Annotated in this window: 23 protein-coding genes; 8 read left to right on the top strand and 15 right to left on the bottom strand. The window is 67.6% G+C overall.

The window, feature by feature from the left end; genetic code table 11:
- Positions 1-3: 3 nt before the first annotated feature.
- From gabT to J2P76_RS04425, 5 genes are all read right to left on the bottom strand, one after another.
- The gene (gene gabT, locus J2P76_RS04445) at positions 4-1,269 is read right to left on the bottom strand and encodes a 4-aminobutyrate--2-oxoglutarate transaminase (RefSeq protein WP_207404775.1); all 1,266 of its coding nucleotides are present in this window, start codon (positions 1,267-1,269) and stop codon (positions 4-6) included.
- Positions 1,266-2,909, bottom strand: coding sequence for an ABC transporter ATP-binding protein (locus J2P76_RS04440; RefSeq protein ID WP_207404773.1), 1,644 nt, complete (start codon positions 2,907-2,909; stop codon positions 1,266-1,268). Before J2P76_RS04440 ends, gabT begins: the two co-directional genes overlap by 4 nt.
- A 9-nt stretch (positions 2,910-2,918) precedes the next feature.
- On the bottom strand, positions 2,919-3,758 hold the full coding sequence (locus J2P76_RS04435; RefSeq protein WP_207404771.1) for an ABC transporter permease: 840 nt from the start codon (positions 3,756-3,758) through the stop codon (positions 2,919-2,921).
- Complete coding sequence (locus J2P76_RS04430; RefSeq protein ID WP_207404769.1) at positions 3,755-4,768, bottom strand: ABC transporter permease; 1,014 nt, start codon at positions 4,766-4,768, stop codon at positions 3,755-3,757. Before J2P76_RS04430 ends, J2P76_RS04435 begins: the two co-directional genes overlap by 4 nt.
- A gap of 94 nt (positions 4,769-4,862) precedes the next feature.
- Positions 4,863-6,437 carry an ABC transporter substrate-binding protein gene (locus J2P76_RS04425; protein WP_207404767.1) on the bottom strand — a complete coding sequence of 525 codons (1,575 nt, stop codon included), beginning with the start codon at positions 6,435-6,437 and terminating at the stop codon, positions 4,863-4,865.
- Between the two features lie 285 nt (positions 6,438-6,722).
- Between J2P76_RS04425 and J2P76_RS04420 the strand changes: the two genes are divergently transcribed.
- Together J2P76_RS04420 and J2P76_RS04415 are read left to right on the top strand one after the other, a co-directional pair.
- Positions 6,723-8,273 carry a PLP-dependent aminotransferase family protein gene (locus J2P76_RS04420; protein ID WP_207404765.1) on the top strand — a complete coding sequence of 517 codons (1,551 nt, stop codon included), beginning with the start codon at positions 6,723-6,725 and terminating at the stop codon, positions 8,271-8,273.
- A 41-nt stretch (positions 8,274-8,314) separates the two neighbouring features.
- Positions 8,315-9,409 (top strand): tartrate dehydrogenase, encoded by a 1,095-nt coding sequence (locus J2P76_RS04415; RefSeq protein WP_242697288.1) that lies wholly within the window; start codon positions 8,315-8,317, stop codon positions 9,407-9,409.
- A 121-nt stretch (positions 9,410-9,530) separates the two neighbouring features.
- On the opposite strand, the gene J2P76_RS04410 is transcribed toward J2P76_RS04415, so the two are convergent.
- The 5 genes from J2P76_RS04410 to J2P76_RS04390 all read right to left on the bottom strand — a co-directional run bounded on the left by J2P76_RS04410 (position 9,531) and on the right by J2P76_RS04390 (position 15,287).
- Positions 9,531-11,120, bottom strand: coding sequence for a DHA2 family efflux MFS transporter permease subunit (locus J2P76_RS04410; protein WP_207404761.1), 1,590 nt, complete (start codon positions 11,118-11,120; stop codon positions 9,531-9,533).
- Complete coding sequence (locus J2P76_RS04405) at positions 11,117-12,307, bottom strand: HlyD family efflux transporter periplasmic adaptor subunit (protein ID WP_207404759.1); 1,191 nt, start codon at positions 12,305-12,307, stop codon at positions 11,117-11,119. The genes J2P76_RS04410 and J2P76_RS04405 overlap by 4 nt, the downstream gene beginning before the upstream one ends.
- A gap of 20 nt (positions 12,308-12,327) precedes the next feature.
- Positions 12,328-13,749, bottom strand: coding sequence for an efflux transporter outer membrane subunit (locus J2P76_RS04400; RefSeq protein ID WP_207404757.1), 1,422 nt, complete (start codon positions 13,747-13,749; stop codon positions 12,328-12,330).
- Positions 13,750-13,867: 118 nt separating this feature from the next.
- Positions 13,868-14,368: a MarR family winged helix-turn-helix transcriptional regulator gene (locus J2P76_RS04395; protein WP_207404755.1), complete on the bottom strand. Its 501-nt coding sequence runs from the start codon at positions 14,366-14,368 to the stop codon at positions 13,868-13,870.
- A 61-nt stretch (positions 14,369-14,429) separates the two neighbouring features.
- Positions 14,430-15,287, bottom strand: coding sequence for a DMT family transporter (locus tag J2P76_RS04390; RefSeq protein ID WP_207404753.1), 858 nt, complete (start codon positions 15,285-15,287; stop codon positions 14,430-14,432).
- Between the two features lie 64 nt (positions 15,288-15,351).
- Between J2P76_RS04390 and J2P76_RS04385 the strand changes: the two genes are divergently transcribed.
- Both J2P76_RS04385 and J2P76_RS04380 read left to right on the top strand, forming a co-directional pair.
- Positions 15,352-16,305, top strand: coding sequence for a DMT family transporter (locus J2P76_RS04385; RefSeq protein WP_207404752.1), 954 nt, complete (start codon positions 15,352-15,354; stop codon positions 16,303-16,305).
- Positions 16,306-16,378: 73 nt separating this feature from the next.
- Positions 16,379-17,368 carry a quinone oxidoreductase family protein gene (locus J2P76_RS04380; RefSeq protein WP_207404750.1) on the top strand — a complete coding sequence of 330 codons (990 nt, stop codon included), beginning with the start codon at positions 16,379-16,381 and terminating at the stop codon, positions 17,366-17,368.
- 54 nt (positions 17,369-17,422) lie between these two features.
- Here J2P76_RS04380 and htpX read toward each other — a convergent pair whose 3' ends face one another.
- Positions 17,423-18,304 (bottom strand): protease HtpX, encoded by an 882-nt coding sequence (gene htpX, locus J2P76_RS04375; RefSeq protein ID WP_207404748.1) that lies wholly within the window; start codon positions 18,302-18,304, stop codon positions 17,423-17,425.
- Between the two features lie 148 nt (positions 18,305-18,452).
- On the opposite strand from htpX, the gene J2P76_RS04370 reads away from it, so the two are divergent.
- Together J2P76_RS04370 and J2P76_RS04365 are read left to right on the top strand one after the other, a co-directional pair.
- On the top strand, positions 18,453-19,307 hold the full coding sequence (locus tag J2P76_RS04370) for a DMT family transporter (RefSeq protein WP_207404746.1): 855 nt from the start codon (positions 18,453-18,455) through the stop codon (positions 19,305-19,307).
- A 26-nt stretch (positions 19,308-19,333) separates the two neighbouring features.
- Positions 19,334-20,185 (top strand): sulfurtransferase, encoded by an 852-nt coding sequence (locus J2P76_RS04365; protein WP_207404744.1) that lies wholly within the window; start codon positions 19,334-19,336, stop codon positions 20,183-20,185.
- A 7-nt stretch (positions 20,186-20,192) separates the two neighbouring features.
- On the opposite strand, the gene J2P76_RS04360 is transcribed toward J2P76_RS04365, so the two are convergent.
- From J2P76_RS04360 to J2P76_RS04345, 4 genes are all read right to left on the bottom strand, one after another.
- A complete protein-coding gene (locus J2P76_RS04360) occupies positions 20,193-20,765 on the bottom strand; it encodes a phosphonate degradation HD-domain oxygenase (RefSeq protein WP_207404742.1) in 573 nt (190 codons plus the stop codon).
- A 176-nt stretch (positions 20,766-20,941) separates the two neighbouring features.
- Entirely contained in the window at positions 20,942-22,084 is a 1,143-nt protein-coding gene (locus J2P76_RS04355; RefSeq protein WP_207404740.1) for an aromatic ring-hydroxylating oxygenase subunit alpha, read from the bottom strand.
- 150 nt (positions 22,085-22,234) lie between these two features.
- Entirely contained in the window at positions 22,235-23,242 is a 1,008-nt protein-coding gene (locus tag J2P76_RS04350) for an acyltransferase (RefSeq protein ID WP_207404738.1), read from the bottom strand.
- Positions 23,243-23,364: 122 nt separating this feature from the next.
- Positions 23,365-24,330 carry a Bug family tripartite tricarboxylate transporter substrate binding protein gene (locus J2P76_RS04345; RefSeq protein ID WP_207404736.1) on the bottom strand — a complete coding sequence of 322 codons (966 nt, stop codon included), beginning with the start codon at positions 24,328-24,330 and terminating at the stop codon, positions 23,365-23,367.
- 108 nt (positions 24,331-24,438) lie between these two features.
- On the opposite strand from J2P76_RS04345, the gene J2P76_RS04340 reads away from it, so the two are divergent.
- Together J2P76_RS04340 and J2P76_RS04335 are read left to right on the top strand one after the other, a co-directional pair.
- Entirely contained in the window at positions 24,439-25,266 is an 828-nt protein-coding gene (locus J2P76_RS04340; RefSeq protein WP_207404734.1) for an IclR family transcriptional regulator, read from the top strand.
- A 102-nt stretch (positions 25,267-25,368) separates the two neighbouring features.
- Positions 25,369-25,635 (top strand): exodeoxyribonuclease VII small subunit, encoded by a 267-nt coding sequence (locus J2P76_RS04335; RefSeq protein WP_207404732.1) that lies wholly within the window; start codon positions 25,369-25,371, stop codon positions 25,633-25,635.

Here is a 25,635-nt window from a genome sequence, read left to right as displayed (position 1 = left end):
GGATCATGCGATCAGGACCTGAGCCAGAATATCCATGGCTTCGCTCATGATGTCGTCGGGAATGGTCAATGGAAACAGGAATCGGATGACATTGCCGTCGACGCCGCAGCTCAGCAGCAGCAGGTTCTTTTCGAGCGCGCGCGCCTGCAGCTGCCGCGTGAAATCGGGATGCGGGGAGTGGTCGCCGGGATGGCGGAATTCGGCTGCCACCATGGCGCCCAGCGCGCGCACATCGGCCAGTTCGGGCACGCGCGGGCGCAGAGCTTCCAGGTGGCGGCGCAGGCGTTCACCCTGCGCCGCGCCGCGCGCCGGCAGGCCGTCGGCCTGCATCAGCTGCACGACTTCCAGGGCCGCCGCGACGGCGAGCGGGTTGCCGGCATAGGTGCCGCCCAAGCCGCCCGGGGGCGGCGCGTCCATGATTTCGGCGCGCCCGCACACGGCCGACAGCGGCATGCCGCCGGCCAGGCCCTTGGCCATGGCGGTGAGGTCGGCCGCGACGCCATAGTGCTCCATGGCGAACATTTTGCCGGTGCGTCCGAAACCGGTCTGGACTTCATCGGCGATCAGCAGGATGCCGTGCTCGTTGCACAGGGCGCGCAGGCCCTGCATGAATTCGGGAGGACAGATGTTGAAGCCGCCTTCGCCCTGCACCGGCTCGATGACGATGGCGGCCACGCGCCGCGGGTCGACATCGGTCTTGAACAGCGCCCGCAGGCCGGCCAGGGCGTCGGCCACTGACACGCCATGTGTCGGGTCGGGATATGGCGCGTGATAGACGTCGGCGGGAAATGGGCCGAAGCCTGCCTTGTAGGGCACGACCTTGCCCGTCAGCGCCATGCCCAGCAGGGTGCGGCCGTGGAAGGCGGCGCTGAACGCGATCAGCGCCGAGCGTCCGGTGGCGCTGCGGGCGATCTTGACGGCATTTTCGACCGCCTCGGCGCCGGTGGTGAACAGTGCGGTCTTCTTGGGAAAATCGCCCGGCACCAGCTGATTGATCTGCTCGGCCAGTTCGATATAGCTGGCATACGGCACGATCTGGTAGGCCGTGTGGGTGAAGCGCCGGATCTGCGCCTCGATGGCGCCGACCAGGCGCGGATGGCGGTGGCCGGTGTTGAGCACCGCGATTCCGCTGGCAAAGTCGATATAGCGGCGGCCCTCGATGTCCCAAAGTTCGGCGTTGTCGGCGTGGTCGGCGTAGAAGTTGCACATCACTCCCACGCCCCGCGGCGTGGCGGCGTCCTTGCGGCGCGTCAGGTCGGCGTTGTTCATAAGGCAGGCTCCGGCGGTGGTTCGGCCGGCGGGTCCCAGTGCTGGCCGGGAACGGCCGCTATCAATTTCTGCGTATAGGCGTGGCGGGGCTGGTCGAAGATCTGGCCGGGGCTGCCGTATTCGACCACCTTGCCCTGATGCATCACCAGCACCGCATGGCAGATCTGGGCGGCCACCCGCAGGTCGTGGGTGATGAAGATCAGGGCGATCTGCAACTGCTGCTGCAACTGGTGCAACAGCTGCAGCACCTGGGCCTGCACCGAAACGTCCAGCGCCGAAACGGATTCGTCGGCCACCAGTATCTTGGGTTCGAGCGCCAGGGCGCGCGCGATGCCGATGCGCTGGCGCTGCCCGCCCGAGAACTGGTTGGGATAGCGGTCGAAAGCCGAGGCGTCCAGGCCGACCAGGCCCAGCAGTTCGCGGGTACGCGCCTCGGCTTGCGCGCGCGTCTGTCCGCTGGCGACCGGGCCGTCGCTGATGATGCGGCCCACCGTGTGGCGCGGGTTGAGCGAGGCAAAGGGGTCCTGGAAGATCATCTGAATGTCTTTGCGCAGCGGCCGGAACTGGCTTTCGCTGAGGCCGGCGATGTCCTGGCCGTCGAAGATCAGCTGGCCGCCGTTGATGCCGATGAGTTTGAGCAGGCACTTGCCTATGGTGGACTTGCCCGAGCCGGACTCGCCGACGATGCCCAGCGTCTGGCCGCGCCGCACGGTGAAGCTGACATCATCGACCGCGCGCACGATGCGCTTGTGGCCGAGCCAGCCGCGGCCGGTCACGTACGTCTTGCTGAGATTGCGCACGTCGAGCACCGGCGGCGCGGTGTCGGCCGTGCTGTCCGCGTCGGCGCGGCGCCGGGGCACCGCCGCGATCAGCCGGCGGGTATACGGATGCCGGGGAGCATTCAGTATCTGTTCGGCCGGGCCTTGCTCGACCAGTTCGCCGCGCTCCATGACCGCCACGCGATGCGCGATCTCGGCCACCACGCCGAAGTCGTGGGTGACGAACATGACACCCATGCCTTTTTCTTTCTGTATGCGGGCGATCAGCGCCAGTATCTGCGCCTGGGTGGTGACATCCAGGGCGGTGGTGGGCTCGTCGGCGATCAGCAGCGACGGCTCCAGGGCCAGCGCCATGGCGATCATGACGCGCTGGCGCTGGCCCCCGGACAGGCGGAACGGATACACGTGGTACAGCGTGGCCGGATCGGGCAGGCCGACGAACTCGAGCAGCTCCAGCACGCGCCGGGTGCGCGCCTCGCCGGGATAGGCGTTGTGCACGCGCATGACTTCGGCGATCTGCTCGCCCACCGTCATCAGCGGGTTGAGCGCCGACAGCGGCTCCTGGAAGATCATGGCCATGTCCTTGCCGCGCATGGCCTGCAGGCGGGCTTCGTCCTGCCGCAGCAGGTCGGTGCCGCGCAGCAGGATCTGGCCGCCCTGCGGAGCCAGGTAGTCGGGCAGCAGGCCCATGATGGCGTTGGCGCTCATCGATTTGCCGGAGCCCGATTCGCCCACGATGCACAGGATCTCGCCGGCGCGCACATCGTAGGAAATGTCGCGCACCGCATAGCGGCGGTCGCCGCCGGCGGGCAGGGCGATGGTCAGGTTGCGCACCGACAGCAGGGGCGTGTTGTCATCCATGACGGCCTCCTATTCGCCGCGCTTGCGCAGTTGGGGGTTGAGGGCATCGTTGAGGCCTTCGCCGATGAGGTTGATGGCCAGCACGGTCAGCAGGATGGCGACCCCGGGCCAGACGCTCATCCACCAGGCTTCGCGGATCATGGTGCGGGCCGCGCCGATCATGAAGCCCCAGCTCATCAGGTTGCGGTCGCCCAGCCCCAGGAACGACAGCGAGGATTCGGTGAGGATGGCGGTGGCCACCATGAACGAGGCCGATACGATGATGGGCGACATGGCATTGGGCAGGATCTGCGTGCAGACGATGCGCGACGGTGTCTGGCCGATGACGATGGCGGCCTGCACGAATTCGCGCTGCTTGAGCGTCATGAATTCGGAACGGACCAGCCGCGCCGCCGGGGGCCACGACACCAGGGCGATGGCGCCCATGATGGAATACACCGACGGGCTCAGCACCGCCACCAGCACGACCGCCATGGCCAGCTGGGGAATGGTCTGGAAGAATTCGGTGAACCGCATCAGGGCGTCGTCGATGCGGCCGCCGCAATAGCCCGCCACGGCGCCCACCAGAATGCCGAACACCAGCGCGACGCCGGTCGACAGCAGGCCCACCAGCAACGACACGCGCGCACCCCATACCAGCCCGGCGGTAATGTCGCGGCCCAGCATGTCGGTGCCGAACGGGTAGGCCGGATCGGCAAACGGCTTGATCAGGGGATCGGCCACCATCATCCAGGGCGATTCGGGGTAGAGCAGGGGCGCCGCCAGAGCAATGGCCACTACCACCAGCATGACGGCCAGGCCGGCCACGGCGCCGTAGTTGCGCATGTAGCGCTTCAGGAATGGCTTCATGCCGAGGCCTCCTGGGAGCCCGCCGCGATGCGCGGGTCGATCAGCCGGTACAGCAGGTCGGTAAGCAGGTTGAAAACCACCACCATGACCGATGTGACCAGGAAGATGCCCAGCAGCAGCTGGTAGTCGCGCTGCAGCAGCGCGTCGAACATCAGCCTGCCGATGCCGGGCCAGGCGAATACTGTTTCGGTCAGCACGGCGCCGCCGGCCATCTGCCCGAGCTGGATGCCGGCAAAGGTGACCACCGGCAGCAGGGCGTTGCGCAGCACGTGGGTGCGGATCACGCGATTGGGGCTGACGCCCTTGGCGCGGGCGGTCTTGACGAAATCCATGCCGATCACCTCCAGCATCGAGGCGCGCGTCAGGCGCACGTAGACGGCCATGAAGAAGCAGCCCAGGGTAACGGTGGGCAGGATCAGGTGGGTGGCGATATCCTGCACGCGCGCCCAGCCGGCCAGGTTGGCGCCCACGGTTTCCATGCCGAAGGCCGGCAGCCAGCCCAGCAGCACCGAGAACAGCAGAATGCCCATCAGCGACAGCCAGAACAGCGGCGTGGCGTACAGCAGCAGCGCGCCGGTCATGACGCTGCTGTCGATCCAGCGGCGCTTGTTGTTGTAGCGGGCCCGCGCGGCGATCACGCCCAGCAGCACGCCGAACACGATCGAGAACAGGAAGGCGCAGGACATCAGCAGGAAGGTGGCCGGCAGGCGTTCGAGTATCAGGTCGAGCACCGGCACGTGGTTGCGGTACGAGAATCCCAGGTCGAGCTGGAACACGCCTTTCAAGTACAGCCACAGCTGCGTGAGCAGCGGCTGGTCCAGGCCGAACTCGGCGCGCAGGCTGGCCAGGTAGGTGGGGTCGCCCGCGCCGGCCTGGCCGGCCAGCACGGCGGCCGGGTCGCCGGGCGCCATGCGGATCATGAAGAAATTGATGATGACCACGCCCAGCACCACCACCAGGGCCTTGCCCAGGCGCGAGATGAAAAAGGACAGGAATTTCATGCCGTGCATCTCCGTCGGAACACCGCGGCCCGGCAGGGCCGCGGGTTGCGGCGGCCTGCCGGGCCGTGCCGCGGCAGGCCGGGCGCGCCAGGCGCGCCCGCCTCTATTTCTGGATATAGACGTCGGCGAACGATTCGTTCAGGCCGATGGCCGTCTGCACCAGGTTCTTGATGTTGCTGCGATAAATGGTGGGGAACTCCATGTCGACCAGGAACCCGTTGGCCACATCGTTGACCAGCATGGTCTGGATCTTGCTGTAGAGCTCCTGGCGCTTGGCCGGGTCCACTTCCGAAGCGGCCGCCGTCCAGAGCTTGTCGGCTTCGGGATTGTTGTAGCCCTGCACATTGGCGAAGGGCGAGCCCTTGACCATGTTGGCCGCGGCATACAGGCGCTGCACGCCCAGCGCCGGGTCGCCGTACTGGTAGGTGTAGTTCAGCGTCAGGTCGAAGTCCCAGTTGCCGGTGCGGCTGGCCCAGCCGCCCGCGTCGGTGGCTTCCATGTTGATGTTGAAGCCGAGCTGCTCCATCGACTGCTTGATGTATTCGCCCAGCCGGTCCCAGGTGGAGCCGTACGGAAAGCCCAGGAAGCGCAGGGTATAGGCGCTGGGGTCGATGCCGGATTCCTTGATCAGCGCGCGCGCCTTCTTCATGTTGAAGTCCAGCGGCGGCATGTTCTTGTCATAGAACATCTCGGTGGTCACGAACGGGCTGGTGGCCACCTTGCCCAGGCCGAAGAAGATGTTGTTGACGATGAGCTTGCGGTTCAGCGCGGCCATGACCGCCTGCCGCACCTTGACGTTGTCCAGCGGCGGGGTGCGCATGTTGAACATCAGGTAGGCCTGGGGCGAGAACATTTCCCAGCCTTTGGTGGTGTACTCGACATTGGGCAGCGAGCGCAGGCGCTTGACATCGACGTTGTCGACGTCGCCGCCGCGCAGCACGTCCACGCTGCCGCGCTCGAAGGCCACGGCGCGCGAGGCCGAATCGGGAATGACGTTGAAAACCAGCTCGTCCAGGTAGGGCTGGCCCTTTTTCCAGTAGTTGGGGTTGCGCACCAGCTTGATGTATTCGCCGCGCTTCCATTCCTGGAACATGAACGGGCCGGTGCCTACCGGTTTCTGGTTGGCCGGATTCTTCATGTAGTCGGTGCCGGCATAGATGTGCTTGGGCATCATCGGGGCGAAGCCCGGCTCGAACATCAGCATGAAGGCGGGGAAGGGGGTCTTCAACCGGATGGTGACGGTGTGGTCGTCGACCTTCTCGACCTTGTCCAGGTAGCGGCCCAGGATGACGCGGGCGCGGGCATGGGTCTTGGGCAGCAGCTCGGACAGCGAGAACACCACGTCGTCGGCGGTGAACGGCTTGCCGTCATGCCATTTCACCCCTTCTTGCAGATGGAAGGTGTAGGCCAGGCCGTCGGGCGAGACTTCCCACGATTTCGCCAGGCCGGGCTGCGGCTTGAGGTCGAAGGAGTAGGTCAACAGGCTTTCGTAGATCTTGCCGGCCACGAACTGCGTGGGCGCCTGCTGGTTCAGCGCGGGAATCAGGATGGGCGGCTCGGGCTGGACGATCATGCGCAGCGTGCCGCCGCGTGTCTGGGCCTGTACCGCGGCCATGGGTACGGCGGCTATCAGGGCGAGCGCGCCTAGGGACAGTTTGAGGCGTGTTGTCAGTTTCACTGTGAACCTCCGGGCATTGAAGGAAACGCGGGAGGACGGCGCCGGACTCCTGTGCAGGCAGCCGTGCCATCCCGCAACTCGGGTGCTACGGGTGGAACAGGTAAAGCACGTTGCGCGGCGCCGCCTCAGGCGGGCCAGGGCGCGAAGGCGGCAAGTTGCGGTGAGTCCGGCTGCATGGTTTTCCCCTTGGCATTTATGTGGACGTTTTCTGCTTGCGCTGAGGCAGCGTATCGGATATTTGGTACTCTCAATAGGTCCAAATCGTTTTTTGTTTCTGGTGCCACTTTGAAAGAACTGATTCTGTCCGAGTGCCTGCTGCAGCGATTGGAACGCCATACGGCCATTCCGCTATCCCGGCAGATCTACGACATTCTGCGCGGGCTGATCCTGGACGGTGACGTGCCGGCCGGGACCAAGCTGCCGGCCACCCGGGCACTGGCGGCCGATACAGGGTTATCCCGCAATACGGTCCTGCATGCTTACGATCAGTTGCTGGCCGAAGGGTACCTGGTCTCGGCGTTCGGAAGTGGTACCTTCGTTTCGGACACCGTGCCTGCCGTGCAGCAGCCGCCCGTGGCCGACCACGCGCCGGGCGCGGCGCTGCCGCCGCAGTTCGCCCTGTCGCGGCGCGGGTCGCAACTGGTGCACGAGGCCTCGGCCTCGGACCGGCAGTGGGGCGCGTTTGTGCCGGGCGTGCCCGACGTGTCGCTGTTTCCGCGCGCGGTGTGGGCGCGCCTGCAGGGCCGGCGCTGGCGGCAATCGCAGCCCGAGCTGCTGACCTATGCGCACGGCGCCGGCTACATGCCGCTGCGCCGGGCGCTGGCCGAGCACCTGCGGCTGTCGCGCTCGGTGAAATGCGAAGCCGACCAGATCGTGCTGACCAGCGGCATCCATCAGTCGCTGAGCCTGCTGGCGCGGCTGCTGGGCGACCATGGCAACACGGCCTGGATGGAGAACCCCGGCTACTGGGGCGCCCGCTCGACCCTGGCGGCCTGCGGCATTACGCCCGTGCCGGTGGCGGTCGACAGCGAGGGCATGGCGCCCAGCGCCCAGCAGCTGCGCGATCCGCCGCGCTTCATTTTCGTGACCCCGTCGCACCAGTATCCGCTGGGCATGGTGATGAGCCTGGCGCGCCGGCGCATGCTGCTGGAATACGCCCACAGCCGCGGCGCATGGCTGGTCGAGGACGACTACGACAGCGAATTCCGCTTCGACGGCCGGCCCATCGCCTCGCTGCAGGGCCTGGACCAGCACGACCGGGTACTGTACCTGGGCACGTTCTCCAAGACGCTGTTCCCGGGATTCCGGCTGGGCTACATGGTGCTGCCCAAGCCGCTGGCCAGCCACATGGCCACCGGCCTGTCGGAGCTGTATCGCGAAGGGCGCCTGATGGACCAGGCGGTGCTGGCCGACTTTATCGAGGGCGGGCACTACGCCAGCCATATCCGTCGCATGAGGCAGCGCTATTCGGCGCGCCAGGCGCTGCTGCGCGAGGCCATCACCGCGCGGTTCGGCGCCGACTGGCCCATTTCTACCCACGAGGCGGGCCTGCACCTGGTGATGCACCTGCCCGACGGCACGGACGACCTGGGGATTTCCATCGCGGCCCGCACGCTGGACCTGCACGCGCGGCCGCTGTCCCGCTACTATGCCAACGAACACGATGCCCGGCCCGGGGTGCTGCTCGGGTACGCTTGCGTGCCCGAGGCGGAAATCCGTCCGTCTTTCGACCGGCTGGTGCAGGTGATCACGCCCGCGCTGGACCACGTGCAGCGGTCGCAGCGCCGGCCGGTATACAGCGATAAACTGAACGCGGAGGCGTGGAGCGGCGCCTAGCGGCACCCGGTGCCGTGCCGCCGGCCGTGCCGGATACAGGCTTGAACCTCAATTGGAGAACATCGGTGGCAGGAAACAAACACAAGATCGCAGTCATTCCCGGTGACGGCATCGGCAAAGAGGTGGTGCCCGAGGGGTTGCGCGTGCTGGACGCCGCGGCCACGCGCTTCGGCATCGACTTCCAGTGGGACCATTTCGACTGGAGCTGCGACTACTACGCCAAGCACGGCCAGATGATGCCCGACGACTGGGCGCAGCAGATCGGCGGCCACGAAGCCATCTTCTTCGGCTCCATCGGCTGGCCGGCCACCGTGCCCGACCATGAAGCGCTGTGGGGGTCGCTGTTCCGCTTTCGCCGCGATTTCGACCAGTACATCAACCTGCGCCCGGTGCGCCTGATGCCGGGCGTGCCGTCGCCGCTGGCCGACCGCAAGCCGGGCGACATCGATTTCTTCATCGTGCGCGAAAACACCGAAGGCGAGTATTCCAACAGCGGCGGCCGGCTATTCGCGGGCACCGAGCGCGAGGTGGTGATCCAGGAAAGCGTGTTCACCCGCGTGGGAGCCGACCGGGTGCTGAAGTTCGCCTTCGACCTGGCGCAAAAGCGCGGCAAGCACCTGACCGCCGCCACCAAGTCCAACGGCATTTCCATTTCCATGCCCTGGTGGGACGAGCGCGTGGCCGACGTGGCCAGCCAGTATCCGGACGTGCGCTGGGACAAGTACCACATCGACATCCTGTGCGCGCATTTTGTGCAGCACCCGGATTGGTTCGACGTGGTGGTGGCGTCCAACCTGTTCGGCGACATTCTGTCCGACCTGGGCCCGGCGTGCACCGGCACGATCGGCATTGCGCCGTCGGCCAACCTGAACCCCGAGCGCAAGTTCCCGTCGCTGTTCGAGCCGGTGCACGGCTCGGCGCCCGACATCTACGGCAAGGGCATCGCCAACCCGATCGGGCAAATCTGGAGCGGCGCGCTGATGCTGGATTTCCTGGGCTATCCGCAGGCTTCGCAGGCGGTGGTCGGGGCCATTGAAACAGTGCTGGCCGAAGGCCCGCGCACGCGCGACATGAAGGGCACGGCGTCCACGCAGGACGTGGGCAAGGCCATTGCCGAACTGGTGTCGGCGGGCTGAGCGCCGGCAGTGCCCGGCAGGCGCCTGGCTCCCGTCCGGGGGCCGGGCGCCGTGCGATTGAGAGCGCCGCTGCACCGCTTCGGTGCCTGGCACCTGCGGAGCCAGGCACCTTCGGCAGTGATCAGTGCGCGCCGGCGGCAGCCTCGGCCGCGCCGCCACCGCCCGCGGCCGTCTTGTCGCGCCCGTGGGCGAACCACACCAGCCCGGTCAGCAGGATGAAGATCACTCCCGACGCATAGAACACATCCAGTGCCGACATGGTGAAGGCCTGCGTGTTGATCATGCCGTTCAGGCGCGTGATGGCTTCCTGGTGCGACACGCCCAGGCCGTTCTGCAGGGTGGCGATCGCCTGGTCGAACGGCTGGTGCCCGGGCGAGGCGACTTCGGTCAGGCGGGCGTGGTGCTGCGCCGCCCGGTTGTCCCACAGCGTGGTGGCGATCGAGGTGCCGAACGCGCCGGCGGTCAGCCGGGCGAAGTTCGACAGGCCCGACGCGGCCGGAATGCGCCAGGGTTCCAGCCCCGACAGCGTGATCGATGTCAGCGGCACGAAGAATGCGGCCATGGCGGCGCCCTGGATGATGGTGGGGATCATCAGCGTGCGGATGTCGACCTGCGGGTTGAAGTCGGCGCGCATGAAGCACACCAGCGCGAAGATCAGGAACGCGCCCGTTACCAGCATGCGCGCATCCTGCGTGGCCAGCGCCTTGCCGACGATGGGCGTCAGCAGAATGGCCAGCAGCCCCACCGGCGCGGTTACCAGGCCGGCATAGGTGGCGGTGTAACCCATGTTGCTTTGCAGCCAGAGCGGCAGCAGCACCACGTTGCCGAAAAACACGCCATAGGCCACGGCCAGCGTCAGCGCGCCCACTGTGAAATTGCGCTCTTTGAACAGGCGCAGATCGACCACCGGATGCGCGTCGGTGAGTTCCCAGATCAGGAAGAACACGAAGGCCACAAACGCCACCAGGGCCAGCACCAGGATCACCGGGCTGGCGAACCAGTCCAGCTCTTTGCCCTTGTCGAGCATGATCTGCAGCGAGCCCACCCACACCACCAACAGGGCCAGCCCGACCTTGTCGATGGGCAGCTTGCGCGTGGCCGATTCGCGGTCTCGGTAGACGCGCCAGCTGATCCATGCCGCCAGCAGCCCCACCGGCACGTTGATGTAGAAGATCCACGGCCAGGAATAGTTGTCGGATATCCAGCCGCCCAATAGCGGCCCGGCCACGGGCGCCACCAGCGTGGTCATGGACCAGACGGCCAGCGCCATGCCCGCCTTCGACTTGGGGAAGCTGGCCAGCATGAGCGCCTGCGACAACGGGATCATGGGGCCGGCCACGGCGCCCTGCAGCACGCGGAACGCCAGCAGCGCCTCGAGCGACGGCGAAAAGCCGCACAGCCACGAGGCCAGCACGAACAGCAGCGTCGAGGTCAGGAACAGGCGCACCTGGCCGAAACGCTGGGTCAGCCAGCCCGTCAGCGGCACGGTGATGGCATTGGCCACCGCGAACGAAGTGATGACCCACGTACCCTGGCTGGTGCTCACGCCCAGGTCGCCCGAAATCGTGGGCAGCGACACGTTGGCGATCGAGGTGTCCAGCACGTTCATGAACACCGCGGTCGACAGGGCGATCGAGCCGATGATGCGGGTCGCGCCTTCGAGCGGAGGCGGCGCGGCGGCCGCCGAAGACGGACGGGACTTGGTGCTCATGATGCCAGGTTGGCCTTGATGATTTTGGCGATCAGGGCGTCGGCCTCGGCCTGCGGATCGGCGAAGGCCTTGGTGGACCAGGCCGGCTCATGGCGCTGCGGCAGCGGGGCGAGCTCGTCGCCGCCCTGGCTGACGTCGACTTCGACGTCCATCGACAGGCCGACCCGCAGCGGATGCGTCTTCAGCTCTTCGGGATCGAGCTCGATGCGCACCGGCACGCGTTGCACGACCTTGATCCAGTTGCCGGTGGCATTCTGCGCCGGCAGCAGCGCGAAGGCGCTGCCCGTGCCGGCGTCCAGACCCACCACCGTACCGTGGTACGTGACCGAGCTGCCGTACATGTCGGCGACCAGGGTGGCGGATTGCCCGGGATGCATGCGGCGCAGCTGGCCTTCCTTGAAGTTGGCCTCGACCCACACCTGGTCCAGCGGCACCACGTTCATGAGCGCTGCGCCCGGCGCCACGCGCTGGCCGACTTGCACACTGCGGCGCGCGATCAGGCCGTCCACCGGCGCGGGCAGCACCGTGCGCGAGCGGCCCAGCCATGCATCGCGCAGCCTGGCCGCGGCCTGCCGCACGTCGGGATGGTCGGCCACCGTGGTGTTGTCGGTCAGGGCCTGGTTGGTGGCCAGCCGGGCCTGCGCAGCGGCCAGCGCTGCCTTGGCCTGGGCCAGCCCCGACTGGGCGGATTTCAGGGCGGTCTGGGCGTGCAGCAATTCTTCGCCGCTGACGCCGCCGGACTTGGCCAGCGCCTGGCGGCGCTTCAAGTCGGCCTGGGCGCGGCTCAGATCGGCCTGGGCGCGTTCGATATCGGCCTGCCGGACATTGACGTCGGCCGCCAGGGAATCGTTCTGCGCATACAGCGTGCGCACCTGGCGCACGGTTTGCGCCAGCTGGGCTTCGGCCTGCTGCAGCGCCACGTCGGCGTCGGACGGGTCCAGCCGCACCAGCGGCTGGCCGGCGCGCACGTGCTCGGTATCGCCGGCCTCGATGGCGATGACGGTGCCGGGCACTTGCGGCGTGATCTGCACCAGGTTGCCGTGCACGTAGGCGTCGTCCGTGCTTTCCACGCGGGAACCGAACAATGCCCACCAGATGGCGTACAGGATCGCCAGCAGAATGAACACGCCGGCGGCGATCAGCAGCAGGCGTTTGCGGGCGGGGTTGGCTACGGGAGTTGCGGTCATGACTTCGGGATCCGGGTCGGTCAATGAGAAGAAGACGAGGCCTGGCCATCGGCGGCGGGCGGCGTGTAGCCGCCGCCCAGCGCATAGGCGAGGTCGGCATCGAGCTGGTAGGCGCGGAAGCGCAGGTCGGTGTCCAGGCGGGCCTGGGCCAGCACGCCGGTCTGGGCCACCAGCACGGTCAGGTAGTTGCCCATGCCGGCGCGATACCGCTGCACGGCCAGGTCATAGGCGGCGTCGATCGCCGTGCGGGCCTGGCGCTGCTGGGTGGTCTCGCGGCCGAGCAGGCGCAGCGCATCCAGCGCGTCGGCCACCTGATGCACCGCGTCGAGCACGTTCTGGTTGTAGTCGGACACCGCCAGGTCGGCATCGGCGCGCCGGCCGGCGAGGTTGGCGTTGAGCGCGCCGCCATGGAAGATGGGCAGGGTGATGGCGGGACCGATGCCCAGGGTGCGGCTGCCGGCCTCGAGCAGGTTGCCGGTGCCGATGGCCTGGAAGCCGGCGAATGCCACCAGGTTGATGTTGGGGTAGAACTCGGCGCGCGCCGCGTCGACGTTGTGGCGGGCCGCCTCGGCGCGCCAGCGGGCCGCCGTGATGTCGGCGCGATGGCCCAGCAGATCCAGCGGCACGCTGTCGGGCACCACGCCGGCCGGCGCGGCCAGCGTCACGGGCCGCAGCTGCTGGCCGCGCGCTGGCCCGGCGCCCGCCAGCGCCGCGGCCTGGTTGCGCAGCTGCGCGATGGTGGTGTCGACCTGGGTCAGTTCGACCTTGGCGGTTGCCAATGACGATTCAGCCTGCTTGACCTCGACCAGCGTGTCCAGCCCGGCGTTCCGGCGGTCCTGCGTCAGCTTGAGGACATCCGCGCGCTGGGCCAGGATGCGCTGCAGCACTTCGTGCTGGGCAAAGGCGTTCTGCAGGTTCAGGTAGCTGCGCACCACGGCGCGCGCCAGCAGGTTGCGCGCCGCCTGGGCATCGGCCTGGGCCGCGGCCTGTTGCGAAACGGCAGCGTCGAGCAGGGAACGGTTCTTGCCCCAGAAGTCCAGCTCGTAGCTGAAGTCGAGCGCCAGGCGGTTGTCGGAACTGACGCCGCCGGCCAGCGGCGGCTGGTAGATGTAGTTCTCGGGCAGGTGCTGGCGGGTCAGGCTGTAATTGGCGTCCACCTGCGGAAACAGCGGCGCGCGGGCGCCGCGCACGGCGGCGTTGGCCTGGGCCAGGCGGGCCTGGGCCGCCGTCATTGACGGGTTGTTGGCCAGGGCCTCGCCCACCAGCGTGTCGAGCTGGGCGTCGCCGTAGCGGCGCCACCACTGGGTGTCGGGCCAGGTGACAGACGTGCCCTGCAGCCCGAGCCGGGCCGCGTCGAGCTGGGCCACGGGCTCGCTGGTGGGGGCCATCCAGGCGCAGCCGCCCAGGGCCAGCAGCAGAACCATGGGAACTAGGGATTTCATCCTGACGTTTTGCTGAAAATTGTTGATCAAACCGTATTTGCCTAGGCAGTTAGTGTGGGGCAATGAGGGGCGCAGCATGATCTTTCGGTTGGTGGTCGGCCCGGCGGGAGGGCGCCGGTCAGGGTTCCGGGGTGCCCGCGGGCGTGCCGTTGGCCAGCATGCGACCCAGCAGGTGCTGCAGCTGGGCGACTTCGTCGGTGGAAAACCCGCGCAGGTGGTGGTTGAGTACCCGGGCGATGTTGGCGGGAATGGCCTTGGCCTTTTCCTGCCCCAGCTCGGTGAGTTCGATCTTGACCACCCGGCGGTCTTCATGGCTGCGGGCGCGGCGCAGCAGGCCCTTGGCCTCGAGGCGGTCGAGGGTGCGGGTCATGGCGCCGGTATCGACGCCGTGCAGGCGCGCCATTTCGGCCGGCGTGTCAGCGCTGCCGCGCGCCACCATGGCGATGGGCCGCCACTGCATGGCCGTGAGGCCCAGCGGCGCCATTTCGAGATCGAGCATGCGGTTGAGCGAGTTGTACACCAGCTTGACCATGAAGCCGATGTTGTCGTCGGTGCAGCGCGCAGTGCCCCGGTAATGCACCGGGGTGTCGGACGAAGCGGGCGGGCGGGTAGAGCTCATGCCGCGTATTTTATTGCCTAGTCAGATATTGTCAAGGCGCACTTGCGCTGCCGCAGGCGAGCTAGTGCGGGGCCTTGCGCAAGCCCGACCAGACGATGGCGGCCACGATCAGGGCGGCGCCGGCCGCCATGCGCAGCGTGGGCTGCTGGGCGAACAGCAGCCAGGCGAACGCGATGGCATAGACCGGTTCCAGCGCGATGACCAGCCCCGCGCTGCGCGCGTTGAGCCGGGTCAGGCTGGAGACGAACAAGTAGTGCGACAGGCCTGTGCAGAATATGCCCAGCAGCCCCAGCCAGAGCCAGTCGAGCGCGGCCAGCGCCGGCAGCTGGCTGGTGGCGAAGGGCAGCATGGCCAGCACCACCACGATGTTCTGCCAGCAGGCGACCTGCATCGGATCCAGGCCTGCGGCGGAACGACGGTTGGTCAGGGCCAGCAGGGCGAACGACAGGCCCGACAGAATGCCCCACGCCAGGCCGATGGTGCCCTGGTCGGCGAAATCGAACGACGGGGTCACCAGCACCAGGCCGGCCGTGACCAGGCCCAGCAGCGACCATTCGGCCAGCCGCACGCGTTCGCGGAACAGCACGCCCTCTAGCAGGGTGATAAAGGCGGGAAAACTGGCGAAACCCAGCGTCGCAATGGCGATGCCGCCGGTCTTGACCGAGATGAAAAAGGTGACCCAGTGCGCGGCCAGCAGGCAGCCGGCCACGATCAGGATGAACAATTGCGCGGGCGACAGGGTGCTGAACAATGGCCGGCGCTGGGCCCGCGCGAACCCCGCCAGCGCCAGCACGGCGAAGGCGGCCCGCCCCAGGGTGATGACCGTGGCGCCGGCCTGGATCAGTTCGCCGAACACGCCGGTCAGGCCGAACAGCACGGCGGCAAAATGGATATAGACGAGGGCGCGTTGGCGAGTCATGCGAAAAGGCGGCTGGCGGTGGCGGCCGGCACCGCGGCGGCGCCGGAAAATATAAAATCATCGCATGAATCGCCCAGCCAGGTCTTGGTCGCCGACCTTCGCCTCTTCCCGCGCCCTCGGTTTCTTCCTGGCCACGCTGGGCGCCGTGCTGTTCGCGGCCAAGGCCATCGTGGTGAAACTCACCTACCGGTATGGCATCGACGCCGTCACCCTGATCGCGTTCCGCATGCTGTTCGCCATGCCGTTCTTCGCGGCGGTGGCCTGGCGCGAATCGCGGCGGGCGGCGCGCGGCGAGTTGCCGGTGCTGAGCCGGCGCGAGCGCGTGCAGGTCTGCCTGCTGGGCCTGCTGGGCTATTACTTTTCCAGTTTTCTCGACTTCCTGGGGCTGCGCTATGTATCGGCCAGCCTCGAGCGGCTGATCCTGTTCCTGTCGCCCACGCTGGTGGTGCTGCTGTCGGCGTGGTGGCTGAAGCGCCCGGTGGCGCCGCGCCAGTGGGTGGCCATGGTGGCGTCGTACCTGGGCGTGATCCTGGTGTTCGCGCAAGACCTGAGGCATGGCGCGGGTTCCCACGTGGCGCTCGGGGCCTTGTTCATTTTCGGGTCGGCGCTCAGCTATGCTGTGTACTTGATCTGTTCGGGCGAGCTGGTCAAGCGGGTGGGCGCGACCCGCCTGGTGGCCTATGCCATGCTGGTGTCCTGCCTGGCCTGCATCGTCCAGTTCTTCCTGGTGCATCCGCCATCGATGCTGGCCCAGCCGGCCGGCGTCTATGGCTATTCGTTCGTTCACGCCACGCTGAATACCGTGGTGCCCGTGTTCATGCTGATGTGGGCCGTGGCCCTGGTGGGCGCACCTACCGCGTCGCTGCTGGGCATGGTGGGGCCGGTGTCGGTGCTGTTCCTGGCGGCATGGCTGCTGGGCGAGCCCATTACCGCCTGGCAGCTGGCGGGCACGGCCCTGGTGCTGGTCGGCGTGTTCGTGCTGATGGGCGGGCGCAGCCGGGCGGGGGCGGGCGGATGACGCCCGGGCACGGGTTTAGCGCGGCATGGCGCCGCATGGCAGTCTGAGAATTCAACACGCAAAGGAGGCCGGCATGGCCAGCAATCTCGTCAAGGCAGTCCGTATCGAACAACATGGCGGGCCCGAAGTCCTGAAAGTCGTCGACGTCGAAGTCCCGCCGCCGGCCCCCAACGAGGTCACCATCCGCCAGCATGTGGCGGGCCTGAACTTTATCGACATCTATTACCGCACCGGCCTGTATCCCCACCCGCTGCCGCACGGCCTGGGTTTCGAGGCCGCCGGCGTGGTCGAAGCGGTGGGGGCCGACGTGGCCCACCTGAAGAAAGGCGACCGCGTGGCCTACGGGCAGAGCCCTATCGGCGCCTACGCCCAGGCCCGCAACGTGCCGGCCGCCCAGGTCGTCAAGCTGCCCAAGGGGGTGGATTTCGACGAGGCCGCGGCGCTGATGCTCAAGGGCCTGACCGTGCAGTACCTGTTTCGCCAGACATACCGCCTGCAGGGCAATGAAACCATTCTGTTCCATGCGGCCGCCGGCGGCGTGGGGCTGATTGCCTGCCAATGGGCCAAGGCGCTGGGCGTGAAGCTGATCGGCACCGTTTCCAGCCCCGAGAAGGCCGAGCTGGCGCGCGCCAACGGCGCCTGGCAGACCATCGATTATTCGCGCGAGAACGTAGTCGAGCGCGTGCTGGAACTGACCGGCGGCAAGAAGGTGCCGGTGGTGTACGACGGCGTGGGCAAAGACACCTGGGAAACCTCGCTGGACTGCATCGAGCCGCGCGGGCTGATGGTCAGTTTCGGCAATGCGTCGGGGCCGGTGTCGGGCGTGAACCTGGCCACGCTGAATCAGAAGGGCTGCCTGTACGTGACGCGTCCGTCGCTGGGGCTGCACGTGAACACGCAGGCCAAGCTGAACGCCGCCGCTGCCGAGATGTTCGATCTGGTGTTGAAGAAGAAGATCAAGGTGCGCATCGACCAGCGCTACAGCCTGGAGCAAGCCGGCCAGGCGCAGACTGCGCTGGCCGCCCGCAAGACCACCGGCGCCACCGTGCTGACGCTGGACTGACCGGGGAAAAGCAAGGGCGGCCGTAAGGCCGCCCCGTTGCCCGCCGCGGCGGCCTTACGCCACGCGCATTTGCTGCAGGGCGGCGATGCGGGCCTGGATGGGCGGGTGCGAGGCGAAAATGGCCCCCAGCCCGCCCTTGCCGGCAATGCCCGAGGCCTCGAACGACTTGGGCAGTTCGCCCGGTTCCAGGCCGCCCAGGCGCGCCAGGGCGCGCATCATGGGTTCGCGCGAACCCATCAGCTGGGCCGAGCCGGCGTCGGCGCGGTATTCGCGCTGGCGCGAGAACCAGGCAACGATGATCGAGGCCAGCAGGCCGAAGACGATTTCACAGACCAGCACGGTAATGAAATAGCCGGCGCCCACGCCGCGCTCGTTGCGGAACACGGTGCGGTCGATGAAGTACCCCACCACGCGGGCCAGAAACACCACGAAGGTGTTGACCACGCCCTGGATGAGCGTAAGCGTGACCATGTCGCCGTTGGCGATGTGCGCGACTTCATGGCCCAGCACGGCGGCGACTTCTTCTTCGGTCATGCTGTCGAGCAGCCCGGTGGACACGGCCACCAGCGAGTCGTTCTTGAATGCGCCGGTGGCGAATGCATTGGGCGGGCCTTCGTAGATGGCGACTTCGGGATGGCCGATGCCGGCGCGGTCGGCCAGCTGGTGCACGGTTTCGACCAGCCAGGCCTCGCGCGCGCCGCGCGGCGCGGCGGGGTCGATAACCTGGGCGCCGGTGCTCCATTTGGCCATGGGCTTGCTGATCAGCAGCGAGATGAAGGAGCCCGTGAAGCCGATGACCACCGACAGGATCAGCAGCGACTGGAAATTGATGCCCTGCGCGGTGATGTAGCGGTCGACGCCCAGGACGCGCAGCGTGGCCGACAACACGACCATGACGGCCAGGTTGGTGACGATGAACAGGAAGATGCGTTTCATGCTTGTTGTGATCCTCTGCGAGCAATGAGCGCCTGTTTTGACCGGGCCGGGGCAGGGCGGTTCCCCTATGGCCGCGATAGGCTTTCCGGACCCGGAGTATAGTATCGCTTTCCCCTATTTCCCTTCTTTTTTTCATCATCTGGACCCCATGCAGGCTCTTTGGATGTTGGTGGCGTCCGCCATGTTCGCCATGATGGGGTCGTTCGTGAAGCTGGCCACCGAGCACGGCGCTTCATTGCCCCAGATCGTGCTTTTCCGCGGTTTTCCGTCTGTCATCCTGCTGCTGCTGTGGGCGCGCGCCGGGCGGCAGTCGATCGTGCCCACCAGTTGGCGGCTGCATCTGTGGCGCAATGTGGCGGGCGTCACTTCGATGTGGCTGGGTTTTTTCGCCATTTCGCACCTGCCCCTGGCCACCGCCACCAGCCTGAATTACACGGCGCCGCTGTTCATCGCCTGCTGGATGCTGGGCTGGGGCGGGGCGCAGCGCGACCCCGTGCGCATCGCCGCCGTGGCCCTGGGGTTTGCCGGCGTGATTGCCGTCTTGCGCCCCAGCATCAACCATGACCAGTGGCTGGCCGCGCTGTTCGGCCTGGGCGCCGGCGCCATGTCGGCGGTGGCCATGCTGCAGATCCGCCAGCTGGGCCGCATCGGCGAGCCCGAATGGCGCACCGTGCTGTTCTTTTCGCTGGGGGTGTGCCTGAGCAGCATGGCCGGCCTGGCCGTCGAGGGCTGGGGCTACGCCGACCTGCTGGGCTATGCCGCGCTGGTGGGAGTGGGGGTGGCCGGGCTGTTCGGGCAATTGGCCATGACGCGGGCGTTCGGAGTCGGTTCGGCCCTGTTGACGGCCGCGCTGCAGTATTCCACGATCATATTTGCCGCGCTGCTGGGCATGGGTTTCTGGGGCGACCGGCCCGACACCCTGGCCTGGGCAGGCATGGGCCTGATCATCATGGCGGGCCTGCTGTCGGTATGGCGCACCATGCGCATGCCGCCCGAGTCCTGACCCGAACCTGCTTCCAAGGAGCTTGCATGACCATGACGCTGATTTCCGCCGCCGACCTGGCCGGTCGCCTGCAGTCGCCCGACGTGCGCATTTTCGACGTGCGCCACGATCTGGCCGATCACGCGGCCGGCCGGCGCGCCTACGAGCAGGGCCATATTCCCGGCGCGCGCTACCTGGACCACGAAACCGAGCTGGCCGCGCCGCGCACCGGCAGCAATGGCCGGCATCCGCTGCCGTCGCGCGCCGACCTGGCGGCGCTGATGGCCGCCCACGGCGTGCAGCCCGATACCCTGGTGGTGGCGTACGATGCCAGCGGCGGCATGTTCGCCGCGCATCTGTGGTGGATGTTGCGCTGGCTGGGCCACGAGCGCGTGGCGGTGCTGGACGGCGGCTGGCAGGGCTGGGTCGCGGCCGGGCTGCCGGTCGGCACCGATGCCGTCGCGGCCGAGTCGGGCTCCGGGGCGGCGCCGGCCGGCCCGTCGCTGGCCGAAACCGTGGATGCCGACGCGGTGCTGGCCAATCTGGCGCAGCCGGCCTTCACCGTGCTCGACGCACGCGCGGCGAACCGCTACCGGGGCGAGGTCGAACCCATGGACCCGGTGGCCGGGCACATTCCCGGCGCGCTGAACCGCCCCAATGGCGAAAACCTGCAGGCCGACGGCCGCTTCAAGCCGCCCGGGCAGTTGCGCGCCGAATTCGCGAGCCTGCTGGGCGATCGCGATCCGCGCGCGGTGGTGCACCAGTGCGGTTCGGGCATTACCGCCTGCCACAACCTGCTGGCCATGGAGATCGCCGGATTGGCGGGCTCGCGCCTGTATCCCGGGTCCTGGAGCGAATGGTGCAGCGACCCGGCCCGCCCGGTGGCGCGCGGCGCCTGAGCGGGGCCTACCAGATGGCGGCGGGCTGCCGGCTGGGGCTCGCCACGCCTTCGGCGATGTGCAGGTAGTAATCCAGCGATTCCGTGGCCAGGCCGGGCGTCTTGGCCATGTCGTCCCAGCGGCGCAGCCGGATGGCGTCCGGCGCGCCTGGCATGCTGGCGAAATCGACCGCCTGGCCGGCATCGAAGCTGCCGCCCTGCAGCACCAGGCTGCGGCGCGAATCCGCCGACAGCACGGCGTCGTAATCGGGCTCCACGAAGCACAGGTAGCGCTTGGCCTCGACGTGCAGCCGGATCGGGTCGAGCACGGCGGCGCCGAACAGACCGCGCAGGAAGGGCAGCACGAAATACTGGTGCTTGTCGTCCAGGCCGTCCAGCGAGGGCGTGCCGGGCCGGTCGGCGATCAGGTGGCCCAGGTCGTGCAGCAGGCAGGCGGTGATCAGCGCCGGCGCCGCGCCGGCCTGCTCGGCCAGGGCGGCCGTTTGCAGCGCATGCTGCAGCTGGGTGACGGGTTCGCCGTCGTAGGCGCGGTGCCCGCGCTCCACGAACAGCTGTTCGATATCTTGCAGGGTAAAAGCCATGATGAGCCCCTGGGGTTGTTCCAGTGCGGCGCCGCGCGGGCGCGCCATTGCGGGGCCGGAGGGTCAGTAGACCGCAGGCGTTTGACAGTTTGATGACGCGTCCGGAGGTATCAGGCACCCTGCGGAGCGTGAAGTGAAAGCCCCCGAAGCGCGCAGCGCGTCGGGGGAGCAGAGGCCTACTCTTGCATAATGCGGCGATACCATTCGTGGAAGTGCTGCATGCCGTCTTCCATGGGCGACTGGTACGGGCCGGCTTCGTTGGTGCCGCGCAGCATCAGGGCCTTGCGGCCCGCGTCCATGCGTTCGGCGATCTCGTCGTCTTCGACGGCGGTTTCCATGTAGGCCGCGCGCTGCGCCTCGACGAACTCGCGCTCGAAGGCGACGATTTCTTCGGGGTAGTAGAACTCGACCACGTTGACGGTTTCCTGCGGGCTCTTGGGGTACAGCGTGGACAGCACCAGCACGTGCGGGTAGAGCTCGATCATGTGGGTGGGGAAGTATGTCACCCACACCGCGCCGAAATCGGGGGCGTCGCCGGCCCGGTAATCGAGCACGCGATCGTGCCACTGCTTGTAGACGTCGGAGCCGGGCTGGGCCAGCGCCTTGTGCACGCCCACGCGCTGCAGGCTGTACCAGTCGGCGAATTCCCAGCTGAGGTCGTCGCAGGTGACGAAGCGGCCCAGGCCCGGGTGGAACGGCCCGACGTGGTAGTCCTCGAGGTAGACCTCGATGAAGGTCTTCCAGTTGTAGTTGCACTGGTGCACTTCGACGTGGTCCAGCACGTAGTCGCCGAAATCGAACTCGGGCCGCGCGAACAGCGGCGCCAGGTCGGCCTGCGGATCGCGCGGGCCTTCGAACAGCAGGCCGTGGCAGTCGCGCAGGCGGAAGCGCTGCAGGTTCATGCAGGGCGTGGAGTCGAACTGCGGGGCGCCCAGCAGCTCGCCGCGGTTGTTGTATGTCCAGCGGTGCAGGGGGCAGACGATGTTGCCGCCGGTTTCTTTCAGGTTGCCCTGCCCGGGCGCGGGGCCGCTGACATTGCCCGCCTGGCCGCCCAGCATCAGGGCCTGACGGTGGCGGCAGACGTTCGAGATCAGTTCGACGCCCTGGGCGTTGCGCACCAGTACGCGCCCGCCGTCTTCCTGGGGCAGGGTGCGCCAATCGCCGATTTCAGGCACCAGTTTCTGGTGGCCGACATACAGCGAGGATTGCTTGAAGATGAGTTCTTGCTCGCGCTTGAAGCGGGCTTCGTCAAAATACGCACTGACGGGAAGCTGGGTGCGAGCCGGCACGACATGCGCCATCCGACCAACGTCGGTCATGATTCCCTCCGCTCGGATAAAAAAGCCAGGACGGCAGAGTTTCCGTTCTGGCGCGAAGAAAAATCGGGCTGGCCGATCAAACCGTGAATTGTACCCTATCCCTTGCTGCGGGGCACCCTTGCGCCATACCGGCCGCGCATGACGCGTTTCTTACACCAGCCGCCGCGTCACGGGGTGGCGGCGCAGCAGCCAGCTGCTGGCGGCCGACAGGCCGAACACCGCGGTCGCCAGCAGCGGCACGTGCCAGGCCGCGCCGGGCCCGGCGTGGGCCCCGGCGCGATCGGCCAGGTCGAGGAACAGGGGGTGGATCAGGTACACCCCGAACGTCAACGGAGCCAGTGTCGACAGCGGCGGCACGCGCGAGGTGTTCATGATCCACTGGAACGCCGCCAGCGACATGAACGGCACCGTGATGCTGAAGTAATCGTAAAAATACAGGTTCAGCTTGCCGGCCTCGGACAAGGAGTACACGCCCCAGGCAGTCGCCGCCACGCTCAGGGCCAGCAGCAGGGCGGGGCGCGGCACGCGCAGTTCGCCGTCGAAAATCATGCGCCCGGCCACGAAGTAGCCCAGGTACGGCAGGAACCAGGTCAGGAAGAAGCCCTGGCCCGCGCCCAGCGCCTGGCGATACAGCGCGTCGAGGATGGCGATGCCCAGGATGCCCACTACCCACAGCCGGCGCGCGGCCGGCAGGCTGCGCTGGTACAGCGCCCGCACCAGCGGGGCGAACAGGTACAGGCCCACGATCATGTACAGGTACCACAGGTGGTAATAAGGCGCGCCTTCGGCCACCTTGCGGGGCCAGAACGACAGGTCGACGCGCCCGTCGTCCCACCAGTCCAGCAGGCTGCGCCAGCTCAGGTAGAACAGGGTCCAGAATACCAGCGGCGCGCATATGCGCGCGGCCCGGCGCAGATAGAAGCTGCGCGCATCCTGCGGCCGGTCGGCGTCGAGCAGCAGGGCGCCGCTGACCATGACGAACACGGGCACGCACCAGCGCACCGCCGAGTCGTACAGGTTGGCCGCCAGCCAGTCGCCGCTGCCGTAGGCGCCGGCATCGGAAACGGCCTGTGCGGCGCTATGCAGCAATACCACTGCCAGCGCGGCCAGCCAGCGCGCGGCGTCGAGTCGGTCCAGGCGATCTGCGGAATGAGGCATGCTTTCACCTTAGCAGCGCCCGCCCGGGCCGATGTTTCGAACCGTTAGTCGCGGCTTGCAAACGCAAACATGCCCCGCCGCGCGCGCGGCCGGGGGGCATTTTGTTGCAACTGGAGCGGGCTTTATTGCGGCTTGAGGCCCGCCTGCTGCACCAGTTTCTTGATGACCGGCTGTTCGTTGCGGATCTGCTGGGTCAGTTCCTGCGCCGTGCCCGAGCGCGGCTCGATGCCCATGGTCAGCATCTTGTCGCGGATCTGGGGGTCTTGCAGCGTGGCGGCCAGGGCCTGCTGCAGGGTCGCCAGCGTATCGGCAGGCGTGCCTTTGGGGGCTACGAAGCTGAACCAGGCCGTCAGGTCGAAGGCGGGATAGCCTTGTTCCGCCAGCGTGGGCACCTCGGGCAGGGTGGGCAGGCGCGTCTTGCTGGTAATGCCGAACACCTTGAGCTTGCCCGCGGCGACTTGCGGCATGCCCGTGGCCACCATGTCGAAAAACACATCGACGTCGCCGTTGATCAGGGCCGGCAGGGCCTGCGTGGCGCCCTTGAACGGCACGTGCAGCAGATCGATGCCGGCTTCCTGCTTGAACAGCTCGCCGGCCAGGTGCGACGAGGTGCCCGGCCCGAAGGTGGCGAAGGTCAGGCTGCCGGGCCGCTGCTTGGCCTGCGCGACCACGTCGGCAGTGCTTTTAAAGCCATGCTTGTCGTTCGACAGCAGGATGAGCGGGCCGATGCCCACCATGCCGACCGGCGCATAGCCGTCCGGGTCGTACGGCAGCGATTTGTACAGGAACCGGTTGGTGACCAGCGTGGAGTTGGTGGCCATCAGCAGGGTGTAGCCGTCGGGCTGGGCGCGCGCGACATAGGCCGCGCCGATGGTGGTGCCGGCGCCGGCTTTGTTCTCGACGATGATGCTCTGGTCCAGGGCCTTGCTCATGCGTTCGGCCAGGATCCGCGTCAGCGCGTCGGTGGCGCCGCCGGCGGGAAAGGGCGAGATGATGGTGATGGGCCGTTCAGGATAGGCGGCCTGGGCCAGCCCGGCGCAGGCCGACAGGGCCGCGGCGGCCGCGAAGAGAGAGACGCGCTTGAACATGTTTTCCCCTTGGTAATGGCAGAAAGTGGTGGTTGGGTTCTATAAAATTCCGTAGAATGGAATTTAATTTTGTTTAACGAAATAAACTATAAGAACGAAGCCCATACGATGCAAGCCCCTTCCGATCCTCCCGGGCCCGGCGCAGACGCCGGACGCAGCGGGCCCGCCCGGCGGCGGCGCGGCGACAGCCAGGGCCGGGCCACGCCCGATTTCATCGTGGCGCTGGCCCGCGGGCTCGATGTGCTGCGCTGCTTCGGGCCCGGCGCCGTCACGCTGGGCAACCAGGACCTGGCCGGCCTTACCGGCCTGCCCAAGCCCACCATCAGCCGCATCACCTACACGCTGACCGAGCTGGGCTATTTGCGCTACCACCCCGATAGCGGCAAATACTCGCCGGGCTATGGCGTGCTGGCGCTGGGCTTCGGATTGCTGGCCGGGCTGGAAGTGCGCGAGCTGGCCAAGGCGTCCATGGTGCAACTGGCGCGCGATACCGGCGGCGCGGTGGCGCTGGGCGCATTCGACGGCGATGCCATGGTCTATGTCGAGGCCATCCACGGTTCGTCCGAACTGTATCTGCGCCTGCCCGTGGGCTACCGGGCCAGCCTGGACAGCGCCATGGGGCGGGCCTATCTGGCGGCCTTGCCTGACACGCAGCGCACGGCGCTGCTCGGGCGCCTGGGGCAGGCCGCGCCCGACCCGGCCATGGTGGCGCAGGCGCGCGCCGATCTGGCCGCTGATGGCTGCTGCTTCGCGCTGGGGGCCTGGCGGGCCGACATCAACGCCGTGGCGGTGCCGTTTCAGTCGGTGACCGGAGAAGGCCTGTTCGTCATGAGCTGCGGCGGGCCGGCCGCGCTGCTGCCCGCGGCGGCGCTGCGCGAACGTGTCGCGCCGGCCTTGCGCGAGGCGGTGCGGCAGCTGTCGGGCAGTCTTTCTTAGGGCCCGGTTACGCTGAAAGGCGCCGCGGCCGGGCGCGGAAAGCGCGCGCATCATCGTACAATTCACGGATCGAATCACTCATTTCCGCGCACGGAGCCCCGTTTGGCCACTTCCCCGCAAACCGATCCGCAGCACGACGACCGCCCCTTGCCCCAGGATTTCGAAACCGCGCTGGCCGAGCTCGAAACGCTGGTGGCCGCCATGGAAGACGGGTCCCTGCCTCTTGAGCAATCGCTGGCCGCCTACCGGCGCGGCGTCGAACTGACGCGCGTCTGCCAAGAGCGCCTGGCGCAGGCCGAGCAGCAGGTCAGGGTGCTGGAAGACGGCCTGCTGCGGCCGCTGGATCCGCGCGCGCTCGACGACGAATAA

Origin of the sequence: Bordetella petrii (assembly GCF_017356245.1) — a bacterium.
Lineage (GTDB): Bacteria > Pseudomonadota > Gammaproteobacteria > Burkholderiales > Burkholderiaceae_B > Bordetella_A > Bordetella_A petrii_D.
Note: the sequence above shows the minus strand (reverse complement) of the source record. Positions and strands in the feature narration are given on the sequence as shown.